Raw genomic sequence first — 12,501 nt, 5'->3', positions numbered from 1 at the left:
TATCGTTGCAGGAGCGGACAAAAAGACCTCTCATGAAAGGGGTCGTCATGCTCCAGGAGCTCCTGACCGCGGCCGCGGCGGCCGGTTCCGCCGGCGTGGTCTATGTCGCCGCGGGGGCACGGGTCGTCAAGCAGTACGAGCGCGGGGTCGTGTTCCGGCTCGGGCGGCTGCTGGACGACGTGCGGGGGCCCGGTTTCACGATGGTGGTCCCGTTCGTGGACCGGATGCACAAGGTCAACATGCAGATCGTCACGCTGCCGATCCCGGCCCAGGAGGGCATCACGCGGGACAACGTGACGGTCCGCGTGGACGCCGTCGTCTACTTCCGGGTGATCGACGCGGCGAACGCGCTCGTCCGGGTCGAGGACTACAAGTTCGCGGTCTCCCAGATGGCCCAGACGTCCCTGCGCTCGATCATCGGCAAGAGCGAGCTCGACGACCTGCTCTCCAACCGCGAGAAGCTCAACGAGGGCCTGGAACTGATGATCGACAGTCCGGCCGTCGGCTGGGGCGTGCAGGTGGACCGCGTCGAGATCAAGGACGTGTCGCTGCCGGACGCGATGAAGCGCTCGATGGCCCGGCAGGCCGAGGCCGACCGGGAGCGCCGCGCCCGCATCATCAACGCGGACGCCGAACTCCAGGCGTCGAAGAAGCTCGCCGAGGCCGCCAAGGAGATGTCCGAGCAGCCCGCCGCGCTGCAGCTGCGACTGCTCCAGACGGTGGTGGCGGTGGCCGCCGAGAAGAACTCCACCCTGGTCCTGCCGTTCCCGGTGGAGCTGCTCCGGTTCCTGGAGAAGGCGCAGGAACACCCGGCCCACGAACACGGGCACTCGTCCGACCGATGACACGTGCTACGCGCGTGGTTCCCGCAGCCGGACCCAGGTGATAGACACAGCGGCGTCACATCCTGTCCGCCAGCAGGAAGGTTGCTGCTCCATGTCCGCAACACGACGTCAGGTCCTCGCCCGCACCGGCGCCCTGGGCGCCGGAATCGCCTTCACCGGCGCCCTCTCCGAACTCTTCACCGGCACCGCCGCGGCACAGGGCCTCGGCCATACCGGCTACGGCCCGCTGGTCCCCGACCCGAACGGCCTCCTCGATCTGCCGGAAGGTTTCCGCTACCAGGTCCTCTCCCGCGAGGGCGACCAGCTGCGCTCCGGTCAGGGCAAGGTCCCCTCCAACCACGACGGCATGTCGGCCTTCGCGGGCAGACACGGCCGCGTCCACCTCGTCCGCAACCACGAGAACCGGGCCACCGCGGCCATTCCCGTCCCGACGATCGAGGGCCTCACCTACGACCCGGCGGGCAAGGGCGGCTGTACGGCGCTCACGCTCGACGGCCGGAACAGGGTCCTCTCCGAACAGGTCGCCATCGCCGGCACCGCCGTCAACTGCGCGGGCGGACCCACCCCTTGGGGCACCTGGCTGACCTGCGAGGAGACCGAGGACAAGGCCGGCACCAACGGCTACACCAAGGACCACGGCTTCATCTTCGAGGTCGACGGCGCCGATCCGCGCCGCTCGGGTGCGGTCCCCCTGACCGCGATGGGCCGCTTCCAGCATGAGGCGGTCGCCGTCGACCCGGGGCGCGGCATCGTCTACGAGACCGAGGACGCCTTCCTCAAGCCGTTCGGCCTCTTCTACCGCTTCCTGCCCGACAAGCCGCTGGGCGGCCTGGGTTCACTGCGCGCGGGCGGCAGACTCCAGGCGATGCGCGTCCCCGGCGTACCCGACCTGTCCTCGATCCAGGAGACGGGCGCGTGCTTCGAGGGCGTCGAGTGGGTCGACGTACCGGACCCGCTGGCCGTCCAGACCCCCATCCGCCTGCAGGACTTCGGCCCGAAGGGCATCACGCACGCCCAGAAGCTGGAGGGCTGCTACTGGGGCGGAAGGTGCGTGTACTTCGTCTCGTCCTTCGCGCACAGCGCGGAGGGTTCGGCCGCCGACCACTTCGGCCAGATCTGGCGCTACGACCCGCACAGCCGCCGCCTCACCCTGGTCATCGTCTTCGGCCCCGACACCGACATCCAGCTCCCCGGCGAGTCCCCGGACAACATCTGCCTCGCCCCCAGCGGCGGCCTGATGGTCTGCGAGGACGGCAACGGCGCACAGCACGTGTACGGCGTCACGCGCCGCGGCGAGGTGTACCCGATGGCACGCAACGCCCAGAACATCGGCACCCCCGAGGCCCCCGAGTGGGGCGAGTTCGCGGGCGTCGCCTTCTCCCCCGACGGCGACACGATGTACGTCAACTGCTACACACCGGGGACGACGTTCGCGGTGACGGGGCCCTGGCGGAGGTAGAGCGACACCCACCCGGACACGGACCCGCGCCTCTTCGGGGGCGCGGGTCCGCGCGTGAGCGGCGGCAATCCGAGATCCGCCCGATTAATCCCGTTATGTTCATGCGGTGATCATTCGAGTACGACAAGTCGCGGCCGCCTGTGCCCTCGGTGCCGCCCTCGCCGCCTGCGGTACCGCCCCCGAGGCACCCCGAGCCGCCCTCCCGGCTCCCTCCGTCGTCCCTTCCCGGCCCCCGACCCTCGCCCCCGGTCCCGGCGGACTCACCCCGGTCTTCGAGAACGGCCCCCGCACCCCGGACCGGACCGTCGCCCTCACCTTCGACGCCGACATGACCGCGGACCAGGGACCGAGGGCCGCGGCCGGCGAGCGCTTCGACAACCCGGAGCTCATCGCGGCCCTGCGGGCGCTGAAGGTGCCGGCCACCGTGTTCATGACGGGGCGGTGGGCCGAGCAGTACCCGGACCAGGCCCGGTCCATCGGACGGGACCCGCTCTTCGAGGTCGCGAACCACTCGTACAGCCACTACGCCTTCACCGGCGACTGCTACGGGCTGCCGACGGTGTCCGAGGACCGCATGCGGGCGGACGTGGAGCGTGCGTACACGGCCTTCCGGAAGGCGGGCGTGCCGGATGCCATGCCGTACTTCCGCTTCCCCGGCGGGTGCTACGACCGGACGGCGCTGAAGGCGCTGACGCCCGCCGGTGTCACCGCCGTGCAGTGGGACGTGGTCAGCGGGGACGCCTTCGCGACCGACGCGGACGCGGTGGCCCGGCAGGTCCTCGACGGGGTGCGACCCGGTTCCGTGGTCGTCATGCACTGCACCCGCAGCGCCGCCCCGACGACCGAGCGGGCGGTGCGGGCGGTCGTGCCGGAGCTGCGGGCGAAGGGCTACCGGTTCGTGAAGGTGTCCGAGCTGATCGGGGCGAACAGGAGACCGTCCTAGCCTTCAAGGCATGCTTGAAGGCATGAGCGACGACTACTGCACGATCCGAGAGGTGCCGAAGCCGCCGGTCGCCGAGGGGCCGCCGTACGCGGACTGCGTGCTGTGCCGGAAGCCGACGGAGTACCCGGAGTCGTACAAAGGCATCACTCTCTGCCCGGTCTGCGAGTGGCAGGAGGCCCAGCGGACCGCCTGCTCAGGGTGATCTGCGGGACGTCAGCGTGCACGCCACGGCGGTCGCCGCGGCGGTGAGCAGGGCGGCCGCCGCGAGCGGCAGCAACGGCAGCGGGACCGCGCCCTCGCGGGAACCGGTGACCAGGCCGGAGACTGCAGCCTGCGCCGGAGAACCGGTCGTCACCACCGACAGCAGCGCCGCGAGCAGCATCGCGGGAACCGCCCGGCCCGGCGAGCGCAGCAGCGGCCAGGTGGTGAGCGCGCCGACGGCCGTGCCGAGCAGCGCGCAGGCGAGGGTCGCGAGCAACCCGGCCGCACCGGCCGGCAGCCGCGCCACCCGCGTCTGGTGGTCGGCGCTCACCGGATCGCTGATCAGCGTCACGACGAGGGTCGTGACGGTACCGAGCACGGCCGCCGCGGCGAGCGCCACCAGCAGCGAGGCGAGGTGCGCCCGCGCGGGTCCCACAGCGGCCGACACACAGGCACGCGCCGCGGGCGGTTCGTTGGCCACACAGATCCGCACCAGCCACGCGGCCACCGGCAGCAGCGCGGCGGCGGCATAGCCGAGCGAGTCCAGAATCGGCTGCCCGCTCTGCACCCCGACGCCCAGGAACACGGCGTACAGGATGAACGGCGGCAGCCACCGCTGCGAGCGCGCGAGCAGTGCGGCCTGATATCGGAACAGTGCGGTCATCTGCCCTCTCCTCGTGTCGGTTCCTCGCCCACCCTCACCACATGCCACGACGGACGGGCCGTCAGCAGAGTGCGCAACAGCACGTCCGAGTGCGACGCGGGAACGGCGACCCGGTAGACACCGGGCTCCGTCTCCTCGACCCCGCCCCCGGCGATCCGCGCCGCCTCCACCGGCAACCTGCCGCCGGACGGCCCCTGCACCACGACGGTCACCCGCGGGCCCGTGGGCACGGTTCGTGTCGTACGGCGATGGAGACCGCCCTCGTGCACGGCGTACGTCGCGTCCGGCACCCCCGCCAGACGGTTCGGATCGTGGTCGACGAACACCACCGCACCGCCCGCCGCGGTGCGCTCGGCGACGGCGCGCTCCAGTTCGGCGCGGGCGTCCGCGTCGAGGCCGGTCCACGCCTCGTCCAGGACGAGCAGCTCCGGGTCGGCGAGCAGCGCCTGGGCGACGGCGACCTTCTGACTGCTGCCCTTGGAGAGCTGGGCCATGGGGGTGCGGGCGTAGGGGGCGGCGCCGAAGCGCTCCAGCACCTCGCCCGCGGCGCGCTGGGCCGAGGGCCGGGAGAGGCCGTGAATGGTGCCGAGGTGGGTGAGATAGCCGAGGGCTGTGAAGGGGAGCGCGGAGGGGAAGCGCTCGGGGACGTAGGCGGTGGTGGGGCGGCCCTTGACCCGGCCCTCCGAGGGCGCGTCGAGCCGGGCGAGTACGCGCAGGAGCGTGGATTTGCCGGTGCCGTTGGGGCCTTCTATGCGGGTGAGGGTGCCGGGGGCGAGAGTGAGGTGGATGCCTCGTAAGACCCAGGGGCCGCGCAGGCCGTAGCGGCGGCCCACGTTGTCCAGCTGCAGATCGCGTTCCATGCAGATCATGATGTCGGGTCGCGGCCATCGGTTGTTTAGGGTGGGCGACGTGAGCGACAGTCCTTTCCAGCACGAAGTCATCGCCCGGGATCACGCACCCCAGTTCGTCCTGCCGCTGGTCGTCCGGCTCGAACGGGCCGCTCCTCCCGCCCGCACCGACGCCCTTGAAACCGCCGCGCGTGCCGTTCTCGTCATGCTCAGCGACGAGCGGTCCCTCGGCGACGGCGAGTGGGCGCAGGCCATGCGGGACTGGCAGGACGCGCGGATCCGCAAGGTCGTGCGGCGGGCTCGCGGTGCGGAGTGGCGACGGGCCGAGGCGCTGCCCGGGATCACGGTCACCGGCAAGTCGGCCGAGGTGCGGGTGTTCCCGCCGGTGCCGTTGGACGGGTGGCCGAAGGAACTGGCCAAGCTTCAGGTGTCCGGCACCGAGCTGGACGATCCCGAGCCTCCGGTGGACGCCGGCCCCGAGGTGCCCGTGCTGTGGATGAGCCCCGACGTCGAGATGTCGGCCGGGAAGTCGATGGCGCAGGCGGGGCACGGGGCCCAACTGGCGTGGTGGGAACTGTCGGACGAGGAACGGGCGGCTTGGCGCGACGCCGGATTCCCGGTCGCCGTACGGACGCCGGGACGGGATCAGTGGCGGGAACTCGTGGGCAGCGGGCTGCCGTTGGTGCGGGACGCCGGGTTCACCGAGATCGCCCCCGGGCTAACTGTTGCAGTCGAAGGACACCACCGAGTCGCTTCCCTACCGCCCCTTCGACAGCCGTGACCAGCTAAAACGTCCTACAAGGGCGACGCATACCTATGCGGCCGCGCTGGCCGCGACAACGTGAGACTCAGGCCGCGCGGGCTAGGCGCTGCGCTCGCTGCGCCCCTGCGCCTTCGCCTGGCGCAGCATGTCCACGATCAACTTCCGGTCCTCGACAGACAGCGGCATCTCCCACGCTGTTCGCTCAAGGTGGTCCGACAGGTCCGCGTACGGGGCCTCTGATTGGGCCTCCACCTCTGGCGCTGGCTCCAGATCTGTGCCGTCGCGGTATGCGCGCGAGATCGTGCCCGGCTTGAGCCGGAGGGCTCGTTCCCAGAGGGGGCGCTTGCTGCGACTGATGGTCGCGCGGCCGCGCTCGGCTGAACTGACCGACGTGACGGTGATTCCGACCTCGGCCGCCACGGCACCTTGGGTGAGGTCAAGGTCCTCGCGGCGCCCAGAGAGCTGCTGACCGACTCGGAGAGGGGCGTCGTCTGAGGGCTTCACGTCCGGAAGTTACTCCAACGTTCTCTAAGAAGTCTAGAACTTCGCTACGTCACCTCTAGCAGTCTCTCCGCGTCGACCCCGACTTACGTTTTTCTTGAGCAAGACTTGTATAAGACTTACATGCATGCTTGTATCTGGGCATGCCACTGCTCACCAACGGCGCACAGCTTCGGGAGCGGCGCGAACTGAAGGGCATGACCCTTGCCGAGTTCGCCCGCCAGGCGGGCTACAGCGTCAATCACGTCAGTCAGGTCGAACTCGGCCGCAGCAACGGAGGCCTGCGCTTTCTCCGTACGGCTGCCGAGATCTTCGACTGCGAGATCGAAGACCTCACCAACGGACACGTGCCGCGACGCTCGCAGAGCAGGGACGCAGCAGCGTGAACCGCCGCGTCTGCCTGACGCCCGAGGAGGCGTTCGAGGCCGGGTTCAACGACTCGTGTCAGCACGACCAGCCCGACCCGAACGACTGCCCGCGCTGCCGATTGACGGACGCCGAGATCGGCCGCCTGGTCGTGCTCCTGCAGGGCGCCTATCGCCCGCAGCAGAGCGCCACGACGGCCGCCTGATCAAAAAGTTCGGGGCCGTGCCCGGCTCCACCCGCGCACGACCCCTCCGGCACACCTCAACCACTGTGAATCGAGGTCACCGTGACCGCATCATCCCAGAACCCGCCCAAGCCCCAGCTCCCGGAATCCCGGTACACGCCCGTGCCGCTGCAGACCGCCGTCGCCTCATACGCCGAGGCGATCCCGGCCCCCGCTGGCCCGGTCTCCCCGGTGCTGGCCGCGGCCGGGGTTATCACCGCCGCGATGGAGCAGGGCCACACCGCCCCGGCGGAGATTGCCGACGCCGAGGCCGCTGCCGGGATCCTGTTCGACCCACAGCGAGCAAAGGACATCGAGGACGCTGCCCGCGAGCAGGCTCGTGCCGAGTGCTCCGCCGAGCTGGCCGACGTGCGCCGCCGGCTCGACGCGGTGACGCGTCTCCTGGAGGGCCGCCCGGCCGGCGACTTCCTGTCTGCGGCCGAGGTGGCCCGGGCCGTCGAGTACGGCACGACCTCGCTCGACGCCTACCCGATGACGCTGACCTGGAGGGCCAGGTACGGGGTGGACATCCCCTGCCCGGGTGATGTCGAGGGGCGCGCGATCGTGCGGTGCCGGTCCTCGCACGGGCAGGCCGCGGACCTGGTCGTCCAGGGCGACGACCGCCAGGCCCTCGCCGGCCTCCTGGACCTGCAGGTCCGTGACATCCACGCGACGTGCCCGACGGACGGGTGCGGCACCGTGGACGACTACGACGCCTCCGACCCCGCGTTGTTCGGCTGGTCCCGCCTCCAGGTCGCCGCGCTCGGCGACGAGGCCCGCTGGTACTGCAGCGACATGTGCGTGGTCGACGCGCTCGCCCGCGCCGGCCACGAGCTCGCCGAGGCCGACCGCCGCGCCGAGCTGGGCGGTGGCCTGTGAGCTCGGTACTGGACACCTATCTCGGCTGGGAGACGCTGCCGCACCTCACCGGCTGCAAGCGGCCGGCGCTGGACATCGGATGGCGCCGCAGCGAGCACACTTACCGCCGCCACCGCGGGTTCGGCGAGCCCCACCACAACCACAAGTGCCAGGACGAGTACTGCGAGACGCACGGCAACACGTTCACCGAGATCCGGGTGCGGATCGTGTGCACGTCCTGCGGCGCGGCCCGGGTGCTCACCGGTGAGGACACCGACGACACCCGCGACACGCCCACCAGCAGCGCCAGGCTCGGCTACGGGCTGCCGCCCCGGCAAAAGGCGGGGCTGCTGCTGTGGCCGGCCACGCCGTGGCTGGACTTCGGAGACCGCCGGGATGAGCCGCACGACTTCGTCGTGACCCGCACCGGCGTGAAGACGGTGACGGCGAAGGCGATCGTCGGCACGCTCACCCAGGGCGACGGGAAGCTGCGCGGCCGGATCTGGGCTTGCCTCGCGGCGCCCGACCCCGAGGGCCAGTTCGGGTTCAGTACGCCGCTGCGGTTCGCGTACTGCAACGACGGCCGCGGCCGCGGGGGTTCGCCGCTGCGCTCGGTGGGCGCGGCCGCCCGGTGGGTTGCTGCGCGGCTCGCCGAGTACGAGGCGACGGGTGGTGCGGTGTGAGTGCCACCATCGCGAACGGTGCGGCCTCGGCCGCCGGGAAGAGCACCCACGCCGTGGGCGATGCCACCCGGACCCTGGCCACGCTGCCGCAGGCCCCGTACGCCGACGCGATCCATGCCGAGCTCGCCGAGGCGGGCCTGCCGCCGCAGTTCCTGGAGCTGGGCGTGGAGTGGGGCGCGTACCGGGTGCTGTTTCTGCGGCTGGTGTGGCCGCCACAGGACGATCTCCTGGGCGCGACGGCGTGCGCGGACGGCCTGAGCTTGCGCTGGTCGCACACCGGCGGCTGGTCGGCCCACACCGCCACCGGCTCCTGCCTGCTGCCCATCGTCCGGCTCGCGGAGCCGCTCCTGGTCGTCGACGCCGCCCAGCACTACGCGAAGCACGGCCTGCTCAAGGAGTGGGTGGAGCCGTTCGACGCCCGCTGGACGCACGCCGGCCACCTGGACGCCGCGCTCGCGGCCTGGCAGCAGCGGGAGGCGAGCCAGTGACCGCCGCCCTGACGGACAAGGCGATCGCGCAGCTGCGCAACGCCGGGCTGACGCGGCCGCGTGCCCCCTACCCGGGGCAGGTGTGGACGCCGCGCACCGAGGCCGAGCAGCACCTGCTCAGCGAGGGCTATCGCCTGGACCGCCTGCGTCTGGTCCTCCTTGAGGAGGTCGGCCGCCTGCGCGGGCAGATGCCGCGCAGGCCGCGCGGGGAGGTGATCGCGGATGCTGCCCGCACCATCGACCGGCTGAAGGACTGCCCGCTGTCGCAGGCGCAGCTCGGCATCGTCGCGGCGGCCGCCGCGGGCGAGTCCCCGGAAGGCACGGCCCGCCGGCTGTGCCTGTCCTACGACACGGTCAAGTCGCACCGGCAGCGCGCCGTGGCGCGCCTTGAGGCCCGCAACATCCTGCACGCGGTCGCCCTGTGCGTCGCGGCCGGCTGGATCACCGACCTGCAGATCACGCAGGGGGTGTCGCCGTGACCGCGATCCAGTGGCTGATCGTCGTCTGCCTGGCCGCGCTGGCGCTGTGGGTGGTCGCCGGGATCATCGACGCCCGCGCGGCCCGCCGTCCTCTGCCGCGCATCGCCCAGCCCGCGCCGCCCGTCCCGCTGCTGCCGCCCACCCGGCCCCGCCCAGACCTGCCGCGGGCCCGCGCCATCCGCCGCGGCCGCGTCCGTCACCACGCATCCCAGGGAGGCACCCGGTGAAGGAGCCCCGCTACGACGTGATCCTGCACGTGCTCACCCACCCGCAGCCCGTACGCCCGCTGTTGGCCTACGAGTTGCGCGGCCCGCTCGTGCAGCTGCTCGGGTCCGGTACCACTGACCCGACCTGGCAGGCCTCGCCCCGGCTGCTGGCCGAGGCCATCGACCAGGCCGTGTCCGAGCCGCCGTCCTCCGCACACGCCCTGGTCGTCGAGTACCGCGGCTTCGACCTCGTCGGCACCTGCCGGTGTGGCGAAGTGCTGGGCCGCGCCCGGCCCGGCACACCCCTCGACGCGCTCGCCGTGCCCTGGGAGCGCCACACCGCCGCCCTCGCGGCTGCCGCCCGCACCAGCGCCTGACCCCACCTGATCTCCGGGCGGGACGTGCCCTGACAACCGTCCCGCCCGGGCCCCAACTGAAGGACCACACCATGACCAGCAACACCAGCGACACCGGGGGTGTCCGGTGAGCGGGCAACTCGTCGTCCTGGCCCTGAAGGTGCCCGACGTACGCCTCGGTGACATCACCGACCATGCCGGTGGCCGCCTGCAGGTGCGGGAGATCGTCCAGCGCCGACACCTGTGGGACCTGGCCGGAGATCCGCCCGGACACGTCCACCACGACGAGCACGGCCGCCGCGACTGGCGCGCGCCGGACGAGATCCAGCCGACGGCTCGTCGCAGTCTGCCGAAGACCGACACGGTGCGGGTGTGGCGCACCCTGGAGGCGATCGGCCCGGTCCGCGGTCACGGACGGCGCATCGAGCGCACCGATCTGGTGGCCCGCGGCTGGTTCCGCTTCTACTCCTCGCACACCGCTGGCTGTTCGTGCGGCTGGCGGGAGGAGAGCACCCACACCGGTGGCGCCACGGGTGCCGGCCTGGCCGAGGCCGCGTGGCTGGACCACAAGGCGACGGCGCTGACCCGGGCGTCCTATGTGGCGCAGCCCGCGCTGGGTCTGGTGACCGAGCTGCAGGACGCGAACACGAGCCTGGCGCCGGTGCCGTGGACGTTCGGCCCGGTCTACAACGGTCCCGCGGCCGGCGGGGGCATCGCCCGGGGGAGCCTGGACGGCCTGCCGCTTGAGGACGCCCGCACCGCGATGACCGGATGGGCGGCCGCCCTGGGCGCCGACGAGGTCCGGGAGTTCCGGTATCCGGCCCGCCAGGGCCTGCGGGGCTGGAAGCCGCCGCGTGTCGAGCTGAGCCTGTCGGCATACGGCAGCGACCGCGCCCTGGTCGAACTGGCCGCGCTCATCGAGGAGCCCGCCTCCGCCGACGAGTCCGCTGACCGGCCCGGCGCCACCCCGGATGAGGTGGCGCAGTGACGCGCGCGGACCGGCTCACGCTGGTGCGCCAGCTGCACGAGGAGGGGCTGAGCCGACGCGAGATCGGCAAGCGCCTGAAGGTCTCCAAGGACACCGTGCGCCGGGATCTGGACCGGATCAAGGCCGAGGACGAGTCGGCCGATGCGCCGCCCGGTGAGCCGGACGAAGCCGATGCGCCGCAGGCCAGCGAGGCTGCGGCCGAGGACAGCGCGCCAGGTGATGAGCCACCCGGTGAGCCGGTAGCGCAGGAGGCGGACGACCGTGCGCCACAGGCTGCGCCACCGGCCGCGCCGGTGGCCGAGGAGGAGCCGGTCAGGCCGGTGCTGCGCATCGACCTGGTCCGGCGGCCGCGGCTGCTGCGCAACCTGGCTGCGCTCCTGGACCTGGGGCTGAAGGCCCCGGCCGTCATCGACATGGCCGTGGCCGCCTTCACGGACGCCTACCGGCACGCGCTGGCCCGCGGCGAGCTGCGCCCGGGCGAGCCCTACGAGGTGCGCACCCGCGTACGGCCCGCGGCCGCTGTCCGGCGGGCCGTCTGAGACCGGGCCGCCCGCCCCGACGCCCCCCTGAGGGGCGGGCGGCCCACCTACCCGAACACCCGAGCGACGGAGGCTGACTGTGTACCGGTCATGGCTGTTGCTGTCGGCCAGCGTGCTGGCCGTGGTCCTGGCGCTCGGCGGCTGTCATCCCGCGGTCGGCGCTCCGCCCGCGCCGAGCCCGGCCCCCGCTCCGATCCCCCCGGCCCGGTAGACGGCGTGCGGGCCGAGCGGGAGCTGTTCGGGCTGTGGGTGTCCTTCGGCCACTACAGCCCGAACCTCGGCCGCTGGCTGAGGCTGCCGGCCGCCCGCTTCACCTGCCGCTGGGGCTGCCTGTTCGAGGGCTCCGGCGCCGAGTACGTCGCCCAGTTCACCCGCGCCATCGATGCCCACCATGCCCGGCACTGCCCCGGGCCCCCAACCCTCTGAACGGAGACCCATGGAGACGAGAGCTGTCCCGACCCCGGGCGACGTCGCCCGCGGCCGGACCCGGCCCGCACCCATCCCCACGACGCCCCCGCCGTCGTACGACCGCCACCTGTGGGAGCAGGCGCTCCTGGCCGCCGAGCTGCCCCATTCCTCGGCGCTCCTGCTGGGCTGGGGCCTGGCTCACCTGGCCGGTACGACCGGGTACCTGTCGCCGGCCATCGCGTCCGAGGGCAGCCTGGCCGGCACGCTGCGCCTGACCGCCCGGCAGGTCCGCATGTCACTGCCCCAGCTGCAGTCGGCCGGACTGATCCGTCGGCCGCGCAGCAGCAGCCGCAGCGGAGCCCAGACCGCGGGCCGGCCGGTCGTCCTCACCCTGCCGCCCGCCGACGCGCGCACCGAGCCCCCGCATACCGGCGAGGTGCCCAAGTGAACGGCGTCCCGGGGCAGTTACCGCTGCTGCCCGCCGACCCGACCCGCTGGGGCGGCCCGGCCGCCGTCGCCGCGCAGGCGATCGCGACCTCGGGCCGCACCGAGTACACCGTCCGCTGCACCGGCTGCAGCCAGCTCCACCGCCACACCGGCCCCGGCATCCGCCGCGGCCCGTGCGGCGCCACCTACACCGTCCCGGACGGCGACCAGGTCGCCGACGACACCAGCTAGGACAC

General features: G+C 72.5%; 21 protein-coding genes. 18 read left to right on the top strand and 3 right to left on the bottom strand.

The features are described 5' to 3' along the window. Positions 1-47: 47 nt before the first annotated feature. The 4 genes from PH203_RS06670 (at position 48) to PH203_RS06655 (ending at position 3,449) form a co-directional block, all read left to right on the top strand. Positions 48-845, top strand: coding sequence for an SPFH domain-containing protein (locus PH203_RS06670; RefSeq protein WP_289917449.1), 798 nt, complete (start codon positions 48-50; stop codon positions 843-845). Positions 846-936: 91 nt separating this feature from the next. Continuing rightward, the gene (locus PH203_RS06665) at positions 937-2,304 is read left to right on the top strand and encodes a PhoX family protein (protein WP_289917447.1); all 1,368 of its coding nucleotides are present in this window, start codon (positions 937-939) and stop codon (positions 2,302-2,304) included. A 106-nt stretch (positions 2,305-2,410) separates the two neighbouring features. Continuing rightward, the gene (locus PH203_RS06660; protein ID WP_289917445.1) at positions 2,411-3,247 is read left to right on the top strand and encodes a polysaccharide deacetylase family protein; all 837 of its coding nucleotides are present in this window, start codon (positions 2,411-2,413) and stop codon (positions 3,245-3,247) included. Positions 3,248-3,269: 22 nt separating this feature from the next. After that, the gene (locus PH203_RS06655; RefSeq protein WP_289918263.1) at positions 3,270-3,449 is read left to right on the top strand and encodes a hypothetical protein; all 180 of its coding nucleotides are present in this window, start codon (positions 3,270-3,272) and stop codon (positions 3,447-3,449) included. Here the strand turns inward: PH203_RS06655 and PH203_RS06650 are convergent. Both PH203_RS06650 and PH203_RS06645 read right to left on the bottom strand, forming a co-directional pair. After that, a complete protein-coding gene (locus PH203_RS06650) occupies positions 3,441-4,112 on the bottom strand; it encodes an ABC transporter (protein ID WP_289917443.1) in 672 nt (223 codons plus the stop codon). The genes PH203_RS06655 and PH203_RS06650 overlap by 9 nt on opposite strands. Next, positions 4,109-4,972 carry an ATP-binding cassette domain-containing protein gene (locus PH203_RS06645; protein WP_289917440.1) on the bottom strand — a complete coding sequence of 288 codons (864 nt, stop codon included), beginning with the start codon at positions 4,970-4,972 and terminating at the stop codon, positions 4,109-4,111. Before PH203_RS06645 ends, PH203_RS06650 begins: the two co-directional genes overlap by 4 nt. Before the next feature lie 49 nt (positions 4,973-5,021). Between PH203_RS06645 and PH203_RS06640 the strand changes: the two genes are divergently transcribed. Beyond that, positions 5,022-5,741, top strand: a complete 720-nt coding sequence (locus tag PH203_RS06640; protein WP_289917438.1) for a peptidyl-tRNA hydrolase — start codon at positions 5,022-5,024, stop codon at positions 5,739-5,741. An 81-nt stretch (positions 5,742-5,822) separates the two neighbouring features. Here PH203_RS06640 and PH203_RS06635 read toward each other — a convergent pair whose 3' ends face one another. Then, positions 5,823-6,227: a helix-turn-helix transcriptional regulator gene (locus PH203_RS06635; RefSeq protein ID WP_289917436.1), complete on the bottom strand. Its 405-nt coding sequence runs from the start codon at positions 6,225-6,227 to the stop codon at positions 5,823-5,825. 140 nt (positions 6,228-6,367) lie between these two features. Here PH203_RS06635 and PH203_RS06630 point away from each other — a divergent pair, with 140 nt between their 5' ends. From PH203_RS06630 to PH203_RS06570, 13 genes are all read left to right on the top strand, one after another. Continuing rightward, positions 6,368-6,610 (top strand): helix-turn-helix transcriptional regulator, encoded by a 243-nt coding sequence (locus PH203_RS06630; RefSeq protein WP_289917435.1) that lies wholly within the window; start codon positions 6,368-6,370, stop codon positions 6,608-6,610. Further along, positions 6,607-6,795, top strand: a complete 189-nt coding sequence (locus PH203_RS06625) for a hypothetical protein (protein ID WP_289917433.1) — start codon at positions 6,607-6,609, stop codon at positions 6,793-6,795. Before PH203_RS06630 ends, PH203_RS06625 begins: the two co-directional genes overlap by 4 nt. A gap of 81 nt (positions 6,796-6,876) precedes the next feature. Then, the gene (locus PH203_RS06620; RefSeq protein ID WP_289917431.1) at positions 6,877-7,692 is read left to right on the top strand and encodes a hypothetical protein; all 816 of its coding nucleotides are present in this window, start codon (positions 6,877-6,879) and stop codon (positions 7,690-7,692) included. Continuing rightward, positions 7,689-8,354, top strand: coding sequence for a hypothetical protein (locus PH203_RS06615; RefSeq protein ID WP_289917430.1), 666 nt, complete (start codon positions 7,689-7,691; stop codon positions 8,352-8,354). The genes PH203_RS06620 and PH203_RS06615 overlap by 4 nt, the downstream gene beginning before the upstream one ends. Continuing rightward, a complete protein-coding gene (locus PH203_RS06610; protein WP_289917428.1) occupies positions 8,351-8,842 on the top strand; it encodes a hypothetical protein in 492 nt (163 codons plus the stop codon). Before PH203_RS06615 ends, PH203_RS06610 begins: the two co-directional genes overlap by 4 nt. After that, positions 8,839-9,321, top strand: a complete 483-nt coding sequence (locus PH203_RS06605) for a helix-turn-helix transcriptional regulator (RefSeq protein ID WP_289917426.1) — start codon at positions 8,839-8,841, stop codon at positions 9,319-9,321. Before PH203_RS06610 ends, PH203_RS06605 begins: the two co-directional genes overlap by 4 nt. After that, positions 9,318-9,548, top strand: a complete 231-nt coding sequence (locus PH203_RS06600) for a hypothetical protein (protein ID WP_289917424.1) — start codon at positions 9,318-9,320, stop codon at positions 9,546-9,548. The genes PH203_RS06605 and PH203_RS06600 overlap by 4 nt, the downstream gene beginning before the upstream one ends. Then, the gene (locus tag PH203_RS06595; protein WP_289917422.1) at positions 9,545-9,904 is read left to right on the top strand and encodes a hypothetical protein; all 360 of its coding nucleotides are present in this window, start codon (positions 9,545-9,547) and stop codon (positions 9,902-9,904) included. The genes PH203_RS06600 and PH203_RS06595 overlap by 4 nt, the downstream gene beginning before the upstream one ends. 106 nt (positions 9,905-10,010) lie before the next feature. Then, positions 10,011-10,871 (top strand): hypothetical protein, encoded by an 861-nt coding sequence (locus tag PH203_RS06590; RefSeq protein WP_289917420.1) that lies wholly within the window; start codon positions 10,011-10,013, stop codon positions 10,869-10,871. Next, the gene (locus tag PH203_RS06585; protein ID WP_289917418.1) at positions 10,868-11,410 is read left to right on the top strand and encodes an HTH domain-containing protein; all 543 of its coding nucleotides are present in this window, start codon (positions 10,868-10,870) and stop codon (positions 11,408-11,410) included. Before PH203_RS06590 ends, PH203_RS06585 begins: the two co-directional genes overlap by 4 nt. A 216-nt stretch (positions 11,411-11,626) precedes the next feature. Continuing rightward, positions 11,627-11,836 carry a hypothetical protein gene (locus tag PH203_RS06580; protein ID WP_289917416.1) on the top strand — a complete coding sequence of 70 codons (210 nt, stop codon included), beginning with the start codon at positions 11,627-11,629 and terminating at the stop codon, positions 11,834-11,836. Between the two features lie 10 nt (positions 11,837-11,846). Further along, complete coding sequence (locus tag PH203_RS06575) at positions 11,847-12,266, top strand: hypothetical protein (protein ID WP_289917412.1); 420 nt, start codon at positions 11,847-11,849, stop codon at positions 12,264-12,266. Next, positions 12,263-12,496: a hypothetical protein gene (locus tag PH203_RS06570; RefSeq protein WP_289917409.1), complete on the top strand. Its 234-nt coding sequence runs from the start codon at positions 12,263-12,265 to the stop codon at positions 12,494-12,496. The genes PH203_RS06575 and PH203_RS06570 overlap by 4 nt, the downstream gene beginning before the upstream one ends. Positions 12,497-12,501: the final 5 nt, after the last annotated feature.

This window comes from Streptomyces sp. S.PB5 (genome assembly GCF_030403745.1).
In the GTDB taxonomy this organism is placed as follows: domain Bacteria; phylum Actinomycetota; class Actinomycetes; order Streptomycetales; family Streptomycetaceae; genus Streptomyces.
The sequence above is the reverse complement of the archived record's forward strand: the minus strand, read 5'-3'. Positions and strand labels throughout refer to the sequence as shown.

Coding starts and splice junctions, on each gene's coding strand:
- PH203_RS06645 (WP_289917440.1), bottom strand. CDS start 4,972: ATGGAACGCGATCTGCAGCTGGACAACGTGGGCCGCCGCTACGGCCTG.
- PH203_RS06630 (WP_289917435.1), top strand. CDS start 6,368: ATGCCACTGCTCACCAACGGCGCACAGCTTCGGGAGCGGCGCGAACTG.
- PH203_RS06655 (WP_289918263.1), top strand. CDS start 3,270: ATGAGCGACGACTACTGCACGATCCGAGAGGTGCCGAAGCCGCCGGTC.
- PH203_RS06575 (WP_289917412.1), top strand. CDS start 11,847: ATGGAGACGAGAGCTGTCCCGACCCCGGGCGACGTCGCCCGCGGCCGG.
- PH203_RS06670 (WP_289917449.1), top strand. CDS start 48: ATGCTCCAGGAGCTCCTGACCGCGGCCGCGGCGGCCGGTTCCGCCGGC.
- PH203_RS06650 (WP_289917443.1), bottom strand. CDS start 4,112: ATGACCGCACTGTTCCGATATCAGGCCGCACTGCTCGCGCGCTCGCAG.
- PH203_RS06665 (WP_289917447.1), top strand. CDS start 937: ATGTCCGCAACACGACGTCAGGTCCTCGCCCGCACCGGCGCCCTGGGC.